This is a genomic window from Staphylococcus shinii, from assembly GCF_017583065.1.
GTDB classification, from domain to species: Bacteria; Bacillota; Bacilli; order Staphylococcales; family Staphylococcaceae; genus Staphylococcus; species Staphylococcus shinii.
Window position 1 is genome coordinate 35291 of the sequence record NZ_JAGEVL010000007.1, and the last position, 17220, is coordinate 52510.

Genomic DNA, 17220 nt, shown 5'->3' on the forward strand with positions numbered 1-17220 from the left:
GAGCAAAATATTATGTCATTAATTACTGATGATTTTTTACTAAACAATAAAACAGCAGTGAAGTTATATGAAAAGGCGAAAGACCTACCTATATATGATTTCCACTGCCATTTAGACCCTAAAGAAATTTATGAAAATAAAAACTATGAAAACATTACACAGCTTTGGTTAGGAGGGGATCATTATAAATGGCGTTTAATGAGAGCTTACGGTATTGAAGAAGCATATATCACTGGTAATGCAGATGACTTTGATAAGTTCCAGGCATTTATGCATATGCTGCCGTATTCAATCGTTAACCCGATGTACCATTGGTGTGCGCTTGAATTAAAACGTTATTTTAATGAGGATACTGATTTAGATAAAGTAAATGTAAAAAAACTTTATAAAACATTAAACCGTAAATTAGCTAAGACGTCACACACGCCACAGAATTTAATAAAGCAAAGTAATGTGAAAGTTGTATGTACAACAGATGATCCATGTGATGATTTGAAATATCATCAATTATTAAATGAAGATAAAAAAGTAACATTCAAGGTGTGCCCTACATTTAGACCAGATAGCTATGTGTTTTTAAGTAGTGCAACAGTGCAAGAGAAAATAGATAAATTAGATGAAGCGACTGATTGTGATGTTAGTAATTTAAATAATTATATCGAAGCGTTGAAAGCACGTGTACATTACTTTGATAGACAAGGAGCTAGGAGTTCGGACCAAAGTTTTGAAAAAACACCACTGATGACAGCTTCGTCTGAAGAAGCTAATGCTATATTCGAAATGTTAGTAAGCGGTCAAAGTGTTTCAGAAACTGAACAATATGAATTAGCGGGCTATATTTTAACAGAAATTAGTAAAGTCTATCACGAATTGAATTGGGTAGTTCAGTTCCATTTAGGCCCTACAAGAAATAATAATACAAACATGTATGACAAAGTAGGTCCAGACAGTGGTTTCGATAGTGTTGGTGAACAACTCAGTGCTAAAAGATTAAACGCCATGTTAGACCACCTTGAACAACATCAAGCACTTTCAGATACTATTATTTACCCAAATAATGGAAATGACCATTTAATGGTACAAGCAACTGCAGGTAACTTTTCAAATAGTCAACACAAAGTACAGTTAGGTGCAGCATGGTGGTTCAATGATACGAAAGAAGGCATGGAAAAACATTTAGTGGAATATGCTAACGTAGGTTTGTTATCTAAATTTGTTGGCATGCTTACAGACTCACGCAGTATGATTTCTTATACACGCCATGAGTATTTCAGAAGAATCTTATGTAATTTCTTGGGAGATAAGATTGAAAAGGGAGAAATTGCATTATCACCATCAACAATCGATCAAATAGTGAAAGATATTTGTTATAACAATGCAGTTAATTTATTCAAAATTGAAGGAGTTAAGGAGGAATAATTATGGAATTATCATTTCGTTGGTATGGTGAAGATGACCCAGTAACTTTAAAGAATATTAAACAAATTCCAGATATGAAACAAATTGTTACGGCGATTTATGATATCCCAGTTGGTGAAGTTTGGACATCTGAAAGAATTTCTCAGTTAAAACAATCTATTGAAGCGGAAGGCTTAAAGTTTGAAGTAGTAGAAAGTCTGCCGGTTAGTGAAAAAATTAAAATGGGGACGACGGAACGTGATGCTTTAATTGAAAATTATAAAGTATCGTTAAAAAATTTAGCGGCTAATGGCGTTAAAACAGTCACATATAACTTTATGCCTGTATTTGATTGGACACGTTCACAGTTAGATTATGAACTTGATGATGGCTCTAATACGTTAATTTATAAACATGATCAATTGAAAGACATCGATCCTTTAACAACTGATTTGAATTTACCGGGATGGGACGAAAGTTATTCTAGAGCAGAGATGAATCAACTCATTACAACATATCGTGAAATGTCAGATGAACAACTGTGGGAAAACTTAAAATATTTCTTAGAAGCAGTGTTGCCAACTGCAATTGAACACGATATTGATTTAGCAATTCACCCGGATGATCCACCATGGTCAATTTTTGGTATCCCTCGTATTATCAAGAATAAAGACAGCTATAGACAATTATTAGCTATAAATGATAGTAGACATAATGGTATTTGTTTCTGTACTGGATCTCTTGGTTCATTAGCTGAGAATGATTTGCCAAGTATGATTCGTGAATTTGGCGAGCATATTCATTTTGTGCACATGCGTAATGTGAAACGTTTAGATGAATTTTCATTCGTTGAAACAGGGCACTTATCTAAAAATGGATCTGTAGATATGAAAGCAGTTGTAGAAGCCTTAAGAGATATTGACTTTAAAGGTACAATCAGACCCGATCATGGACGTATGATTTGGGAAGAAACAGGAAAAGCAGGTTATGGGTTGTTCGATAGAGCATTAGGGGCAACATATATTAATGGTTTAATTGAAGGAGTGAGCAAATAATGACTGAACAATTTAAAAACGTTAATGTCGTTATTACAGGTGCCACAGGCGTAATAGGTTCAACATTTGTGAAAGCACTTGTAAAAAAAGGCGCGAATGTTGGTATTTTAGGGCGTTCCGAAGAGAAAATTGTGGACTTGCAAAATGAAATTGATAAAGAAAAAAGACAAACTGTAGCATTAGTCGCAAACGTATTAGATAAAGCGTCGTTACAACAAGCTAAACAAACCTTTAACGATAAATTTGGAAAAATATCTGTGCTTATTAACGGTGCAGGAGGTAATAACCCAAACGCTACTACTAATGATGAAATGTACGATGAAGATGGTGACAAAACATTCTTTGATTTAACCGAAGAAGGCGTAGATAAAGTCTTTAAGTTAAACTATACGGGTACATTCTTACCATCACAAGTGTTTGGTAAAGATGTTGTAGAAGTTGAAACTGGGACAATTATTAATATATCATCGATGAATGCTTTTACACCATTAACGAAGATTCCAGCATATAGTGGTGCAAAATCATCAGTAAGTAACTTTACGCAGTGGTTGAGCACATACTTTGCAGGCCATATACGTGTGAATGCGATTGCACCAGGTTTCTTTGAAACAAACCAAAATAAAGCACTATTACGTAATGAAGATGGTTCATATTCTGAACGTGCTTCGAAAATTTTATCTCAAACACCAATGAATCGTTTTGGTGAACCTGAAGAAATATTAGGTACACTTTATTGGTTAATGGATAATAATATGAGTGGCTTTGTTACTGGTATCGTCGTACCAGTCGATGGAGGATTCTCGTCATATTCTGGTGTTTAGAGCAAATTTGTAACTGATTGAGCTATCAGTAAATTGACGATGCGAATGAGAATATAATCAAATTTCCCTATGGAAGTTGTCGGCGTCAGTATAGTATCAAAGTTGTGACGTTATAATGAATATGGGACCTAAAACATCTCTGACTAGAGAATAAGCATCAATTTCTATTGAAATTATATATATGAACTGTTCTAAAATAGTGGGGCTAAAATAAAAAATACTTTCGTTGGATCTATATCTATCATTTCGATAAGTGTGTCATTTAAATTCTAGTCGTTAACGATTTTGTAACATACTGAAGCCCGGCGGATATTAGAAGTGAGAGACTCCAGGCTGGAACCATATTATAGGTGAGCGTGCACGGTCAAAATTGTAAAGTTGTTATATAGCAAGGGCTAATCCGTTTTTAATACGCATTAGTCCTTTGTTTTGAGAAAAAGGGATTTGTGTCCCAAACTCATTGTGCAAGATGACAAAACAAACGTTATAACAACATTATTAATAGTTAATATTCTTGTAGGAGTGTGATACGAAATCAACGTTAAGGCAGTTGGTTTCTAATCCACTCTTATTTTTATTGGGAAAGTATGCTGAGTTTAGACGATAAATGTTACATTTAATTAATTTTGTGAATTGGCGCGAAATGCTTATTTAATGAAACGTTAAACCTAAGAGTGAGTAACTGTTATCATTGTAAAAATAACTACAGATTAATTGCGAAAAAGCATTGATAATAATTATCAATTAATCCATAATGTAATGCATATGCACATTTATAATTTATAGATTAGGTGGGATGTTGTGAAATCATTTTTGAATTATTATAAGCCATACAAAGGGTTGTTTTTTATAGATTTTGGTTCTGCCATAGTTGTTGGGTTATTAGAATTAATTTTCCCGCTCATAACAAGTATTTACATAGATCGCTTGTTACCAACTAATAATTGGAACCTTATTGTGATTTTTGGATTAGTATTGCTAGGCATCTTTGCTGCTGAATCAGTGCTTAAATTTGTAGTAACATACTGGGGACATAAATTAGGTACGAATATAGAGCGAGATATGCGGAATGATTTATATAGTCATATTCAAAAATTAAACTTTAAGTATTTCGATAATCAAAAATCTGGAAAATTAATAGGACGCCTAACCAATGATTTAATGGATATTGGGGAAGCGGCACATCATGGGCCAGAGGATATATTTTTATCTATTATGACTTTGGTGGGTGCGTTTGTGATTATGTTGACAATTGACGTAAAATTAGCACTAATTACATTCTGTGTTGTGCCAATTGTTTTTATATTAGCTATATATTTCAGTCAAAAAATGTCTCGAGCATTTAAAGGGCTGTTTGCGAATGTGTCTCGTTTTAATGAATTGATAGCAGATAATGTTGGCGGTATCAGATTAGTTCAAGCATTTACTAATGAGCGTCATGAACAACAGAAATTCAATCGTATTAATGATAATTTTAGAGCTACCAAATTAAAAGCATATAATTACATGTCGTGGAATATTACGATTAGTCATATTGCCCAAAAACTAACACTAGTTATCGTGTTAATCGTAGGTAGTTATTTCGTATTACATGGGGACTTGAGTTATGGTGGGATCGTAGCTTTTATTATGATTACGAATGTATTGTTTAAACCATTAGAACAAATCAATATGATTATCGAATTATTTCCAAAAGCAATTGCAGGTTTCAACAATTTCAGAGAAATTTTAGCAATAGACCCTGAAATACAAGATGATCCACAAGCTACTAAAATGCCCGTGAAACCTGAGACAATTGAGTATAAAGACGTGTCATTTGGCTATGGAGAGACACCCATTTTAAATCATATGAATTTAACAATTCATCAAGGTGAGAAGATTGCATTAGTTGGTCCAAGTGGAAGCGGAAAGACTACAATTAGTTCATTATTACCACGTTTCTATGAAGTGGATGAAGGTGATATTTTAATAGATGGACAAAGCATTCAATCTATCCAATTAGCATCATTACGTTCAGAAATAGGAGTTGTGCAGCAAGATGTTTTCTTATTCTCTGGCACGCTAAGGGATAATATTGTCTATGGACATTTAGATGCTGATGAAACACAAATATGGGATGCCATTCGTAACGCGCAACTCGAAACGTTTATAAATGAACTACCATTCGGTCTTGATACCCTCGTAGGTGAACGAGGTACAAAATTATCTGGAGGACAGAAGCAACGTATATCGATTGCTAGAATGTTTTTGAAAGATCCATCTATTATTATTCTAGATGAAGCAACAAGCGCACTAGATATTGAAACAGAAAATAAAATTCAAAAAGCGTTTAAAAAACTTTCTGAAGATCGAACTTCTTTAATTATTGCGCACCGGTTATCAACGATTAAAGATGTAGATCGTATAATATTTATTAAAGACGGTCAAATATTGGAAGAGGGAAGTCATGAAAGCCTCATGAAACAGGATGGTCCTTATAAGCAACTGTATGCATCACAATTTGCGGAAGTTGAGGCATTTTAATTTTGAAGTATATAAATAAGAAGCGTGCATCACTAGGTTCGAGACCTAATGGTGCACGCTTCAATGTTCTTACAAATAGAAAATGGTGTTAGTAGATTGACTGTGTGGCTAGAATGTTTCGGATTGTGCATCTGTATTTACTGTAATAAGTTTATTAAAGTGATTATGATAAGCTTCCCAATCAATTTTTGAGTTAGTTTGGTCAGTAATCAACACATCGATAATGTCGTTAGGACAAACATGATAAAGCGACACCTTATCGAATTTAGAGCTATCGGTAAGTACATAAATTTGTTTGGCTTGTTTAACCATTTGTATTTTTGTAGAAGCTAGTGTGTCATTAAAATGCGTAACTCCTTTTTCTAAGTCGATTGCAGGCGTTGCAAGAAATAATTTAGAAGGGTTAAAGTGCTTAAGCGCTTCGTTTGTCAACATACCATTCAATAAGTAATTGTCTTTATATAAGGTACCACCAGTAACAATTACTTGGTTAGATGTTGATTTTAAAATTGAAGCAATATGGATGTCATTAGTAATAATTGTTAAATTACTTTTTTGTGCAAGTGCACGTGCAAAATGCAATGTCGTCGATCCAGAATCAATGAACAATGTGTCATTCGCTTCAATAAATTCAGCTGCTTTTTGACCTATAGCTACCTTTTCATAATAATAGCTAGTTTCACGGTCATCAAAGTTTAATTCATCCCAAACTTCAGTGTCATTTAATACGACGCCGCCATGTGTCCGTTTGATTTGGTTGTACTGTTCTAATTTATTTAAGTCACGACGAATTGTTGCCTCATGTACATTGAATTCATTAGCTAAGGTGTGTATTGTAGCTTTTTTATTAGTTTTTAAAAATGTAATAATATGTTGTTCTCTTTCAGCTGGTAACATCGACGACAACCTCCTAAATATATTGTTTGGTTATTGTTAATTATGATGGATATTCATCATTTTGCATATGTTTTGGCATTTTAATAAAATAAGTCATAAATGTACTGATAAAGTATAGAATGGCTAGAACCCAAATGACACCGATTGCTTCTATACTACCGATAAATAGGTAAACAATCATCGGGCCGACAAATACGGGTAAACCGGCGCCTAAATTAAGCACGGATAAAGCTGCACCCTTATCTTTTTTAACAAGGGAAGGTACTAATGCAGAAAGTGGTACATATGCTGCAATAAACGCGCCCCAACAGAAACCAACAATTGTTAATAATACTAAATTACCATCTGTCCAAATTGGGACATAACCCATCAATAATACCGAAATACCGCTACCAATGCCACCGAAATACATTACAGTGTTACGCCAGCCGATTTTGTCCCCAACAACACCGAAAATAAGATTGAATAAGATATTACCAACAAAAATAGTGGACCATACCGCTAACCATTTTGAAGTCGGGATGCCAAAAGATGATAAATAGATAGGTAAAAAGACTGGAAACGCGAATTGTGCTGTCGTATTAATTACACGGACAATACCACCTAATAAAACTTTTGGTTCTTCTGCTACAATAGTCACACCTTTAAATACTTCTTTAAGTTTTTCTAATGCGCTGCCTTGGCTTGAAGGGAGTGTATCTTTATTTAATATTAAAGTAAAGAACCCACCGAGAACAACCCAAATTAATGAGCTCCATAATGTATTTATGTGGCCTAAATATTCAATTGCCCAAATAGAATAGAGGGCGCCAAGCACATTTAAACCACCTGTGAATACAAACCAGAACCAACCTACTGCTGCGCCAAGTGTTTTTTGTTCTGAACGATATGATATCCATACTAAGAATGAGTACGCAAATAATGGATAGCCCAAACCTCTTAATGCGTATGCTGGTAACATTAGTGCTAAATTTTGAGAAGGAATTGCAAAGCCGACGAAGAAAATTGTACCGATAATATAGAAGAATAAACCTAATAACATGGTACGTTTACCGCCAAGCGCTTCCGCAAATACACCACTTAACCAACTTGCTATAGCAACTGTAACTCCGTATGCAGAGAAGAGTAAGCTTGTTTCTTGAACTGAGAAACCATGTCCATGTAACCAAGGGCTTAGCCAACCGATCTCTAACCCGTCACCCATCATAAAGATGATGATACCAATATAGCCCCAAATAATTTGTCGAGGCATACCTAGAATAGAACTTGAATTATTCATTTATAAACCACCTTTTTATTCATTTTGCCAATGATATTGTAAATAAGTTTTCTTCCATCCTTTGTGTGCAGCTGTATCATCTAACGCTACTTTCAAATCATCTGTGTTATAAATATGGTAATATTTGTCAGGAATCAATTGTCTTAATGCTTTTTGATATTGTTTGTTACTGAAAGCATTGATAAGTTGTTCGAATTCGCGCTTTGTACTGCGAGAACTGCCTGAAAATGTTAATCCTTTTTCCAGTACATCTCGTGTGTTGATACCGACACGTTCTTCTGTGACTCCCATTAATACAATATGGCCTTGTCTATCAATTAAATCAATTGCTTGATTAATAGCAGATTCTGAGAACTTGCCTCCTGCACATTCAAAGACAGTATGGACTCCACGATGTTGTGCAAAATCATAGTCAAAGACTAAATGAGTCGTTGCAAAGCTTTCAAAAGCTGCTAATTTTTCTTCAACAGCTCCAAATACTAATAATTGTTCTTGCTCAATACCGTAAATATAATGTAATGCAGTGGCTGCTAAATAACCTACTGGACCATCACCGAATATAGCAACCTGAGGAGAGTTATCCGTAGTGATATGTTCAAGCTGATTGATAGGGAATAACGAAACAGAACATAATTCCGCTAACAAAGCAACATCTTCATCTAAAGTATCAGGTACTTTAACTACATTATCTCCAGGTACAACCAGCTTATCTTGGCATATACCATCAAAGCCGCTTCCCATAAATAATGCGTGTTCATCATAATTATCTTGATAGGAAGAAGGCGCAAATGATTGTTTACGTAAATAAGAAGGAATATTTGGAACGATGACAACCTTATCTCCCTGAATAAAGTCCGGATGCTTGGAATCTTCAACAATACCGATTCCTTCATGAAATAATGCCATAGGTAATTTTTCTGCAAGTGCTTCGGGACGACGGTTACCTGTATAATAGCGTAAATCTGCATGACAGACGCTTGCTTTTGTTGGTTTAACGATAATATCTCTATCGTCATAATCATGAATAAGTGTAGCTTGTTCGAATTGACCAGGTTCAGTTAATCGGAAAGCATTCGATTGAATTTTCATATTTGCGCATCTCCTTGTTTTTTATTGTTCATCTATGTTTATATCGCTAATAGTAAACGCTTACATAAGTATTTGTCAAACTATTTTTGCTTTATAATGCATTTATTTGTCGTTTTATGATTTTTTATGTTGATTTTTGTAACAATCTTAATTATGCTTTAAGAAAGCGTTTTCTTATTAGAAAGTGAATGGGGGCTTAAACAATGACTTACAGTATAGGTGTTGATTTTGGTACAGGGTCAGGAAGAGCATTTTTGATTAATACTGAAAATGGAAAAATTGAAGGGCAATATATAAAAAATTATACACATGGCACAATAGAAGGCACGTTAGGTGGAGAAAAGCTACCTCAAAGCTTTGCGCTGCAAAATGGTAATGATTATATGGAAGTCATTGAAACAGGTATTCCTGCAATTTTAGAAAAAACTGATATTTCACCTTCTGAAATCGTCGGCATAGGTATTGATTTTACGTCTTCAACAGTTATATTTGTAGATGAACAAATGGAGCCTATACACAACAAAGCAGGTTTTCAAGATAATCCACACGCTTATGTAAAGTTATGGAAACATCATGGTGCACAAGATGAAGCAGATTTATTATTTAAGACGGCACTAGAAGCTAAAAATAGATGGTTAGGTTACTATGGATTTAATGTTAGCAGTGAGTGGATGATTCCTAAAATCATGGAAGTTAACAATAAAGCGCCTGAAGTTATGGCCGTTACTGCAAATATTATGGAAGCAGGTGACTGGATTGTAAATCGTCTGACTGGTCAGAATGTAAGGTCTAATTGTGGTTTAGGATTTAAGTCTTTTTGGGAAGAAGAGACGGGTTTTCATTATGATTTATTTGATAAAGTAGACTCAGATTTATCAGACATTGTACGTACAAAAGTTGATGCGCCTGTGGTTAACATAGGTGATAGTGTCGGTACGCTGAGTAAAGAGATGGCTGACAAGTTAGGACTGTCACAAGATACACAAGTTAGTCCTTTTATTATTGACGCACATGCAAGTTTATTAGGTATTGGTTCGGAAAAAGATAAAGAAATGACAATGGTCATGGGAACGAGTACATGCCACTTAATGCTTAATAAAGAGCAACATAAAGTTCCTGGTATTTCTGGCTCAGTTAAAGGAGCTATCATCCCAGATTTATACGCTTATGAAGCCGGACAAACGGCAGTAGGCGATTTATTTGAATATATTGCGAAGCAAGCCCCTTATGATTACGTTAAAGTAGCAGAGTCACGTGGGATTTCTATATTTGATTTACTTAATGAAAAAGCGTCTAAACTTTATCCAGGTGAAAGTGGTCTTATCGCCTTAGATTGGCATAACGGTAATCGTAGCGTATTAAGTGATAGTAATTTAAAAGGCAGTATCTTTGGGATGAGCCTACAGACAAAACATGAGGAAATATATCGTGCATATTTGGAAGCAACCGCTTTTGGTGCAAAGATGATTATGCAACAATACCAAGGATGGCAAATGGAAGTTGATCATGTGTTTGCTTGTGGTGGTATTCCTAAAAAGAATGGTTTGCTCATGGAAATCTATGCCAATATATTGAATAAAAAGATTACTATAATTGATAGTGAATATGCACCAGCCATAGGTGCAGCAATTTTAGGTTCTATTTGTGGTGGTGCACATCCTGATTTTAATTCAGCTATAAAAGCAATGAAAGAACCAGTGCTTTATCAAGTAGAACCAGATCCTCAACAAGTACGTATTTACAAAAAATTATTTAGCGCTTATAAAGAATTACATGATTTACATGGTTATAAAAAAGCACGTATTATGCGTAATGTTAGTGCTTTAATGTAAATTTATAGCATTAATGCGATGTAAAAAAGTAAAGACTACAGCTAAAAATGCTGAGTATTTGTGGTTTATAGGTATTAAAAGAGGAAAAAGATATAGTAACTAATGATACTAAGGGGATGACTATTGTGGAATGGGAAATCGTTAATTTAGATATGGAGTTTAAGGTGAACGCTTCGGTCGAAAAAGTGTTTGAAGCATGGACAAATCCAAATGTTTTTAAGCAATGGTTATTTACTACTAAAGAGACAAATAAAGTAGCACAGAACCAGTTTGAAATAAATGGGGAGTGGGAGATAGTTGATGAAAGAGGAGGTAAAACATATAGAGCCACAGGCACCTATATGGATATTGTAAAACCATATAAATTGATGTATTCGTTTAAAATGCCTCAATTTAGCTATTTAGAAGATATCATAACCGTTGAATTTATAGATTTAGAAAATGAGACGCAAGTTAAATTTAATCAAGGTTTAAAAGTACCATTAGATGATACGTTTAATAAACAATCATACGAACAATCAAAGGAAGATGCTAAAAAGCAAACAGAAGAAGGATACAATAAAATGTTTGAACAACTAAAGCAAATACTAGAGTGAAAATATATAGCATTATCATATGTATGATAAGCCCCTCATTACATAATAAAGGTAGTGAGGGTTTTAGTATGTATTTTAGTTAGCTATTTTTTGTAATGAGAAGTTACTTTTTTCTATCATGTTCTAAATAAGGTTAAAGGCTAATTGTCAGCGATAGAGAAACAACATTGTTTATATTAATAAAGACTAAACATCCAGGGTGATTAGAAGTTGAAGCGCTATTTTACGCTATTATTTATGCATGAGGGAAAATAGCAAAGTTATAATTTACTCTATAAAAAAAAACTACTAATCACCCGTGAATACAGTTGATTAGTAGCTTGAAAAATTATATTTAGAAGTTGTACAGAGAATGTAAGACGACGATACTTGATTATAAAAGATTAGGACATAAAAGTACTAATAGCATCAATTAAACTATAAATACCTAAAAAGCTTACGACTAAAACCACTATTCCCCCGATAATATTAAGCCAAATGGTATTCGTAAAGTGACCCATTAAGTTTTTCTTATTAATAATAATAAAAATTAAAATGGCCACAATAGGTAAGATAATACCATTTAAAGCTTGTGCAATGAGTAATACTTGAAGCGGTTCAAAGCCTAAGGCCGAAGTGATAATACCTATAATTATAATAATCGTAAATATAGACTTATATTTTTTACTGTTCATACCACCTTGCCATCCGAGTAGACTGCTAATAGTAGCAGCAGCGCCTGTGGGTGAAGCAATAGCTGATGATAGACCTGCAGCAAATAATCCAATACTGATTGCAATTGGAGCTGCGTCGCCTAATACAGGTTCCAATGGCCCTGCAAGCTGTATAACGCTTGTGACTTCTTTACCTTGAATTAAAGTGGCTGCAGAGATTAATACTGCGGCAGATATGATACCACCTATTGATATCGAGACGATTGTATCCCACCGTGCGAATTTTAATTCTTTTATGTGGCCAAACCGTTCATGGACTGCCGTAGAATGGATAAAGAAGTTGTAGGGCACAACTGTTGTACCAATAAGTGCAATAACTGTGAGAATTGAACCATCTGGTATTGTAGGGACAAAAATGCCTTTTAAGATACCAATAATATCCGGCTTTATTACAATCATGGTAGTAATAAAAATAATGCCCATAATAACCATGAGTACGATCATTATTTTTTCTAAAAAACGATAATTACCAAATAAGCCGATTAGTAATATAAAGAATCCGATTACCGGAGCTACCCAATGCTCAGGCAAATTTAGCAAATATGAAGCACCAAGTGAGGTGCCAATCAAGTCACCACTGATATATGCTGCACAACCAATGGTTACTGCGATTAAAGTGAACCAAACTATAATCAGCTTGCCAATTTTATTTTTAAATAAGTCTTGGATAGCCTCGCCTAAACCTTCACGCGTGACAAGAGATAAACGAATAATCATCTCTTGTAGCACAATTGTAGCAATGATGGAAAATACTACTGCCCAAAGTAAACTATATCCAAATCCTGCGCCACCTTGAGTCATGGTAGTCACAGTACCTGGACCAATAAAAGAGGCTGTAATAATCATTCCTGGACCAAGTGAACGTAAAACTTTCTTAGCACTTTTTATCATCTAAACCACTCCTCAAATTATTTTGATTGATTTAAATAAGCGACGTGGCCAGCAAGCACATATAGTACTGCTGTAGAGACAAAGTGGGCTGAGTTCTGGTTGGCATCCATCATTGGGTATACTTCTACATAATCCATACCACAAAGACCTAATTTACCAAATTCATGAATCATCGTTAATAATTCATAAGAAGTTATGCCGTTACCGTCTACGGGCCCTCCTGGATTAAAAGCAAAGTCCAATACATCACTACAAATTGTTAAGTACACAACGTCAACATTTTGACTTGCTTGATCGTAAATGTCGCGAGCATATTGTTTTAAATCTTTAGCTTCACGAATATCATTAATTGTTAAAGTAACAGCGCCAGCTTCTTGAGCGTAACGTCCAGTAGCAGGTTGATTTCTAGGACCGTGGATGCCTGTATGAATAATACTTTCATTTCGTATGCCCTCGGTGTTATAAAGGTGCATAAAAGGCGTGTTACGTGCATAAGATTCACCTTCATAGTCGGGCATATTATCATAATGAGCATCTAAATGTATGATGCCAACTTTTTTACCAGTTTCTGTTAAAGATTTAAGGATAGGGTATGTAACACCGTGTTCACCACCAAAACCAACTAAAAATTTTTCGCTTTCCCAAAGTGGTTTAGTAAAACTTGCAATATTATCATAACTTTGTTTATTATCGTGTGCGACAAAAGGAACATCACCCACATCTCCGATAGTTAAGTGTTCGCTGATATCAATATGATTTAATTCAGGTAAATATTGGCTGTAGCGCGCGGAACAACTGCGTATTTGTTTTGGACCTAATTCAACTCCAGTATAATCGCCCCAAGTACTTTCGCCTTCGAACGGTGCACCATAAATTATGACATCTGTGTCTAAAGTGTTTGTTTGAGTCAGGTTCTTACTATTTAAAAAGCATGGAACATTACCGTAAATATTATTTTTCATAATGTATATCCTCCCCTTTATTGTAAATAAGTATATAGATAATTATTTTGTATTTCAAATAAATCTGAAAATTCGCATTTCTATAAAACGGTAATATATAATAAATAACTTACATAGATATAAAATATATTTTAAGTAGAAAACTTTACATCGTTGGTATTAATTGGTGTTTATTAAGTAGTAGATTAGTGATAAATAAACAAAAACATCCACTAACGTCATTTAACGCCAGTGGATGTTATATATAATATCTATTTCATTATTTACACGCTTTATGAACCGGCCTGTTACGTATTAAACGCTAAGCCCAACCACGGAAGCGTGATGCTTCAGCAGTACGTTTGATTCCTAAGACATAAGCAGCTAAACGCATATCCATTTTTCTATCTTCTGCTAAGTCATATATTGTATTAAATGCTTCAACCATTTTTTCACGAAGTTTCATATTAACTTCAGCTTCAGGCCAATAATAACCCTGATTATTTTGTACCCATTCAAAGTAAGAGACAGTTACGCCACCAGCACTAGCTAAAACGTCAGGAATAATTAAGACGCCACGCTCAGTTAAAATACGCGTCGCTTCTGGTGTTGTCGGTCCATTAGCTGCTTCAGCGATAATTTTTGCTTTAATTTGATGCGCATTATCCTCAGTGATTTGATTTGATAGTGCAGCAGGTACTAAAATATCACAATCAACCTCAAATAATTGTTCTTTAGGTATACTATCATCAAATAATTGTGTGACTCTGCCATGTTGCTCTTTGAGTTCAACGAGACGATCTACATCTAGACCGTTAGGATTATGTAACGCTCTGAAACTTTCAGAAATAGCTACAATTTTAGCACCCATATCATGTAAGATCTTTGCGATAAAGCTTCCAGCATTACCAAAGCCTTGAATTGCAACACGAGACCCTTTAATATCAATATTCTTACGCTTTGTTGCTTCTTCGATTGTGATAACTGCACCTAGCGCAGTTGCTCGGTTACGACCTTGTGAACCACCTAAAGAAAGGGGTTTACCCGTAATAAATGCAAAGGCATTTGAACGATTAATCTTACTATATTCATCCATCATCCAAGACATGATTTGCGGATTTGTGTAAACATCTGGCGCTGGAATATCACTCTCAGGGCCAACAAATTGTGAAATGGCTTTAACGTAACCTCGGGATAAACGTTCTAATTCTTGATTACTCATTTGTCGAGGGTCACAGATAATACCACCTTTACCACCACCAAAGGGTAGATTTGTGATGCCACATTTCAACGTCATCCACATAGATAATGCTTTGACTTCCTCTTTATTTACATCGGGATGAAAACGAATTCCTCCTTTAGTAGGACCAACAGCATGATTGTGCTGTGCACGATACCCAGTAAATGTTTTAACCGTTCCGTCATCCATACGGACGGGTACACGTACTTCTAAAAATCTTAAAGGTTCTTTTATGAGTTCATACATGCCATCGTCAAAACCTAATTTATGTAAAGCTTCTTTCGTAATTTCCTGTGTTGAAGTTACTAAATCATTATGTTCTGTCATTACATTACTCCTTTACCTATTACTTATTACTTATATTTCATGTTAATGGCATGTAGAATGAAAATCAATACTAAAAACTGAATTTTTATAAAAGTAAGAAAATTCAGTTAACAAGATAACGCTTACTTTTTCAAGTAACTTACTATCTTGTATGCGTATGTGCGTTGAACTTAGCTTAGTATATTTTGTAACTTTATATTGACTAAATTTTCAGAAATCAATAGAATGATTAATAATATAAAAAATTATATATTGAGTACTTAAAGATAAGGAGCACATACAATGGAACAAACGACATTCAAACGTGCGATGAAGCAGCGTCATCTTATGTTATTAAGTTTTGGCGGCGTCATTGGTACAGGTTTATTTTTAAGTTCTGGATATACATTACAGCAAGCGGGACCGCTAGGAACTGTATTGTCTTATTTAGTAGGTTCAATACTTGTATACTTAGTTATGCTTTGTTTAGGACAATTAGCTATTAAACATCCTGTAACAGGAGGATTTCATACATATGCTAGCAAATATATTCACCCATCTGTGGGGTATATCGTTGCATGGTTTTATTGGTTAACGTGGACGGTAGCTTTAGGGTCTGAATTTACTGCGGTAGGCATTTTGATGCAAAAATGGTTTCCTGAAATACCCGAATACATATTTGCTGCCAGTGCGATTATATTAGTATTGATTTTTAATATCGTATCGACAAGGTTTTATGCGGAAGTAGAATTTTATTTTTCAATGGTAAAAGTGATTACCATAATTGTATTTATTATTTTAGGTATATGTGTCATCTTAGGCACGATTCATTATAGTGGATATGAAGGCATAAATACCATTACGCAGAGATATACTAATCCGACTTTCCCTAATGGTATAGGAGCAGTATTTTTAACAATGTTGGCTGTAAATTATGCATTTAGCGGAACAGAATTGATAGGAATTGCGGCCGGTGAAACGGAAAATCCTAAGCAGGTAATTCCTAAGGCGATACGCGCCACTTTATGGAGACTTGTTATCTTTTTTATAGGAACGATGGTTATTATTTCGATATTAATTCCTAGCTATCAAGGGAAATCTTTAGAAAGTCCTTTCGTGGTTATTTTCCAAAAAATGGGGATTCCATACGCTGGGGATATTATGAATTTGGTGATTATTACAGCATTATTATCTGCTGCTAATTCAGGGTTATATGCCGCAAGCAGAATGATATGGAGTTTATCAAATGAAGGTGTATTTCCTAAATGGTTTGGACGTTTAAATAAATATCGTATGCCTATAAATGCGACGCTATTTAGTATGGTAGGAGGCTTGTTAGCTTTATTATCCAGCGTTTACGCAGCCGATTCACTATATGTTGTACTCGTGTCTATTGCAGGTTTAGCAGTGGTAATTGTTTGGATGAGTATATGTGTTTCTTACTTTAATGCTAAAAGAATTGATCACAGTTTGAAGATACATCAATCGGTACCTATTATTGGATTTATCTTATGTTTAGTATCGTGTGTTGGAATGATTTTTGACTCTAATCAAGCACCAGCCCTTTATTTTGGTATACCTTTTGCAACAATCGCATTATTATATTATTTTGTTAAGTACCACAAGAAATGAGGCAAAT

The 17220-nt window shown here is 34.6% G+C and carries 13 protein-coding genes; 7 read left to right on the plus strand and 6 right to left on the minus strand.

What is annotated here, in order from left to right; all coding sequences use genetic code 11:
* The first annotated feature begins 12 nt into the window (after positions 1-12).
* The 4 genes from uxaC (at position 13) to J5E45_RS09825 (ending at position 5797) form a co-directional block, all read left to right on the plus strand.
* Entirely contained in the window at positions 13-1419 is a 1407-nt protein-coding gene (gene uxaC, locus J5E45_RS09810) for a glucuronate isomerase (RefSeq protein WP_069792807.1), read from the plus strand.
* A gap of 2 nt (positions 1420-1421) precedes the next feature.
* Positions 1422-2453 carry a mannonate dehydratase gene (locus J5E45_RS09815; RefSeq protein ID WP_107548764.1) on the plus strand — a complete coding sequence of 344 codons (1032 nt, stop codon included), beginning with the start codon at positions 1422-1424 and terminating at the stop codon, positions 2451-2453.
* The gene (locus J5E45_RS09820) at positions 2453-3274 is read left to right on the plus strand and encodes an SDR family oxidoreductase (RefSeq protein WP_039068542.1); all 822 of its coding nucleotides are present in this window, start codon (positions 2453-2455) and stop codon (positions 3272-3274) included. Before J5E45_RS09815 ends, J5E45_RS09820 begins: the two co-directional genes overlap by 1 nt.
* An 801-nt stretch (positions 3275-4075) precedes the next feature.
* On the plus strand, positions 4076-5797 hold the full coding sequence (locus tag J5E45_RS09825; protein ID WP_101050493.1) for an ABC transporter ATP-binding protein: 1722 nt from the start codon (positions 4076-4078) through the stop codon (positions 5795-5797).
* A 108-nt stretch (positions 5798-5905) separates the two neighbouring features.
* Here J5E45_RS09825 and J5E45_RS09830 read toward each other — a convergent pair whose 3' ends face one another.
* From J5E45_RS09830 to J5E45_RS09840, 3 genes are read right to left on the minus strand one after another with little or no spacing between them, the layout of a single operon-like run.
* The gene (locus tag J5E45_RS09830; protein ID WP_039068541.1) at positions 5906-6694 is read right to left on the minus strand and encodes a DeoR/GlpR family DNA-binding transcription regulator; all 789 of its coding nucleotides are present in this window, start codon (positions 6692-6694) and stop codon (positions 5906-5908) included.
* Between the two features lie 40 nt (positions 6695-6734).
* Positions 6735-7973, minus strand: a complete 1239-nt coding sequence (locus J5E45_RS09835) for an MFS transporter (protein ID WP_039068540.1) — start codon at positions 7971-7973, stop codon at positions 6735-6737.
* Positions 7974-7988: 15 nt separating this feature from the next.
* Positions 7989-9062 (minus strand): alcohol dehydrogenase catalytic domain-containing protein, encoded by a 1074-nt coding sequence (locus J5E45_RS09840; RefSeq protein WP_069792806.1) that lies wholly within the window; start codon positions 9060-9062, stop codon positions 7989-7991.
* Between the two features lie 203 nt (positions 9063-9265).
* Here J5E45_RS09840 and J5E45_RS09845 point away from each other — a divergent pair, with 203 nt between their 5' ends.
* Positions 9266-10894, plus strand: coding sequence for a ribulokinase (locus J5E45_RS09845; RefSeq protein WP_039068538.1), 1629 nt, complete (start codon positions 9266-9268; stop codon positions 10892-10894).
* Positions 10895-11010: 116 nt separating this feature from the next.
* Positions 11011-11490: an SRPBCC family protein gene (locus J5E45_RS09850; protein ID WP_232785905.1), complete on the plus strand. Its 480-nt coding sequence runs from the start codon at positions 11011-11013 to the stop codon at positions 11488-11490.
* 383 nt (positions 11491-11873) lie between these two features.
* Here J5E45_RS09850 and J5E45_RS09855 read toward each other — a convergent pair whose 3' ends face one another.
* The 3 genes from J5E45_RS09855 to J5E45_RS09865 form a co-directional block, all read right to left on the minus strand.
* Positions 11874-13094 carry an Nramp family divalent metal transporter gene (locus tag J5E45_RS09855; protein WP_039068536.1) on the minus strand — a complete coding sequence of 407 codons (1221 nt, stop codon included), beginning with the start codon at positions 13092-13094 and terminating at the stop codon, positions 11874-11876.
* A gap of 17 nt (positions 13095-13111) precedes the next feature.
* Positions 13112-14056, minus strand: a complete 945-nt coding sequence (locus tag J5E45_RS09860; RefSeq protein ID WP_039068535.1) for an agmatinase family protein — start codon at positions 14054-14056, stop codon at positions 13112-13114.
* Positions 14057-14357: 301 nt separating this feature from the next.
* Positions 14358-15602 carry a Glu/Leu/Phe/Val family dehydrogenase gene (locus J5E45_RS09865; RefSeq protein WP_069792804.1) on the minus strand — a complete coding sequence of 415 codons (1245 nt, stop codon included), beginning with the start codon at positions 15600-15602 and terminating at the stop codon, positions 14358-14360.
* Between the two features lie 282 nt (positions 15603-15884).
* Here J5E45_RS09865 and J5E45_RS09870 point away from each other — a divergent pair, with 282 nt between their 5' ends.
* On the plus strand, positions 15885-17213 hold the full coding sequence (locus J5E45_RS09870) for an amino acid permease (protein WP_069792803.1): 1329 nt from the start codon (positions 15885-15887) through the stop codon (positions 17211-17213).
* Positions 17214-17220 lie beyond the last annotated feature (7 nt).

Coding starts and splice junctions, on each gene's coding strand:
- J5E45_RS09845 (WP_039068538.1), top strand. CDS start 9,266: ATGACTTACAGTATAGGTGTTGATTTTGGTACAGGGTCAGGAAGAGCA.
- J5E45_RS09820 (WP_039068542.1), top strand. CDS start 2,453: ATGACTGAACAATTTAAAAACGTTAATGTCGTTATTACAGGTGCCACA.
- J5E45_RS09865 (WP_069792804.1), bottom strand. CDS start 15,602: ATGACAGAACATAATGATTTAGTAACTTCAACACAGGAAATTACGAAA.
- J5E45_RS09835 (WP_039068540.1), bottom strand. CDS start 7,973: ATGAATAATTCAAGTTCTATTCTAGGTATGCCTCGACAAATTATTTGG.
- J5E45_RS09870 (WP_069792803.1), top strand. CDS start 15,885: ATGGAACAAACGACATTCAAACGTGCGATGAAGCAGCGTCATCTTATG.
- J5E45_RS09860 (WP_039068535.1), bottom strand. CDS start 14,056: ATGAAAAATAATATTTACGGTAATGTTCCATGCTTTTTAAATAGTAAG.
- J5E45_RS09830 (WP_039068541.1), bottom strand. CDS start 6,694: ATGTTACCAGCTGAAAGAGAACAACATATTATTACATTTTTAAAAACT.
- uxaC (WP_069792807.1), top strand. CDS start 13: ATGTCATTAATTACTGATGATTTTTTACTAAACAATAAAACAGCAGTG.
- J5E45_RS09840 (WP_069792806.1), bottom strand. CDS start 9,062: ATGAAAATTCAATCGAATGCTTTCCGATTAACTGAACCTGGTCAATTC.
- J5E45_RS09815 (WP_107548764.1), top strand. CDS start 1,422: ATGGAATTATCATTTCGTTGGTATGGTGAAGATGACCCAGTAACTTTA.
- J5E45_RS09850 (WP_232785905.1), top strand. CDS start 11,011: ATGACTATTGTGGAATGGGAAATCGTTAATTTAGATATGGAGTTTAAG.
- J5E45_RS09855 (WP_039068536.1), bottom strand. CDS start 13,094: ATGATAAAAAGTGCTAAGAAAGTTTTACGTTCACTTGGTCCAGGAATG.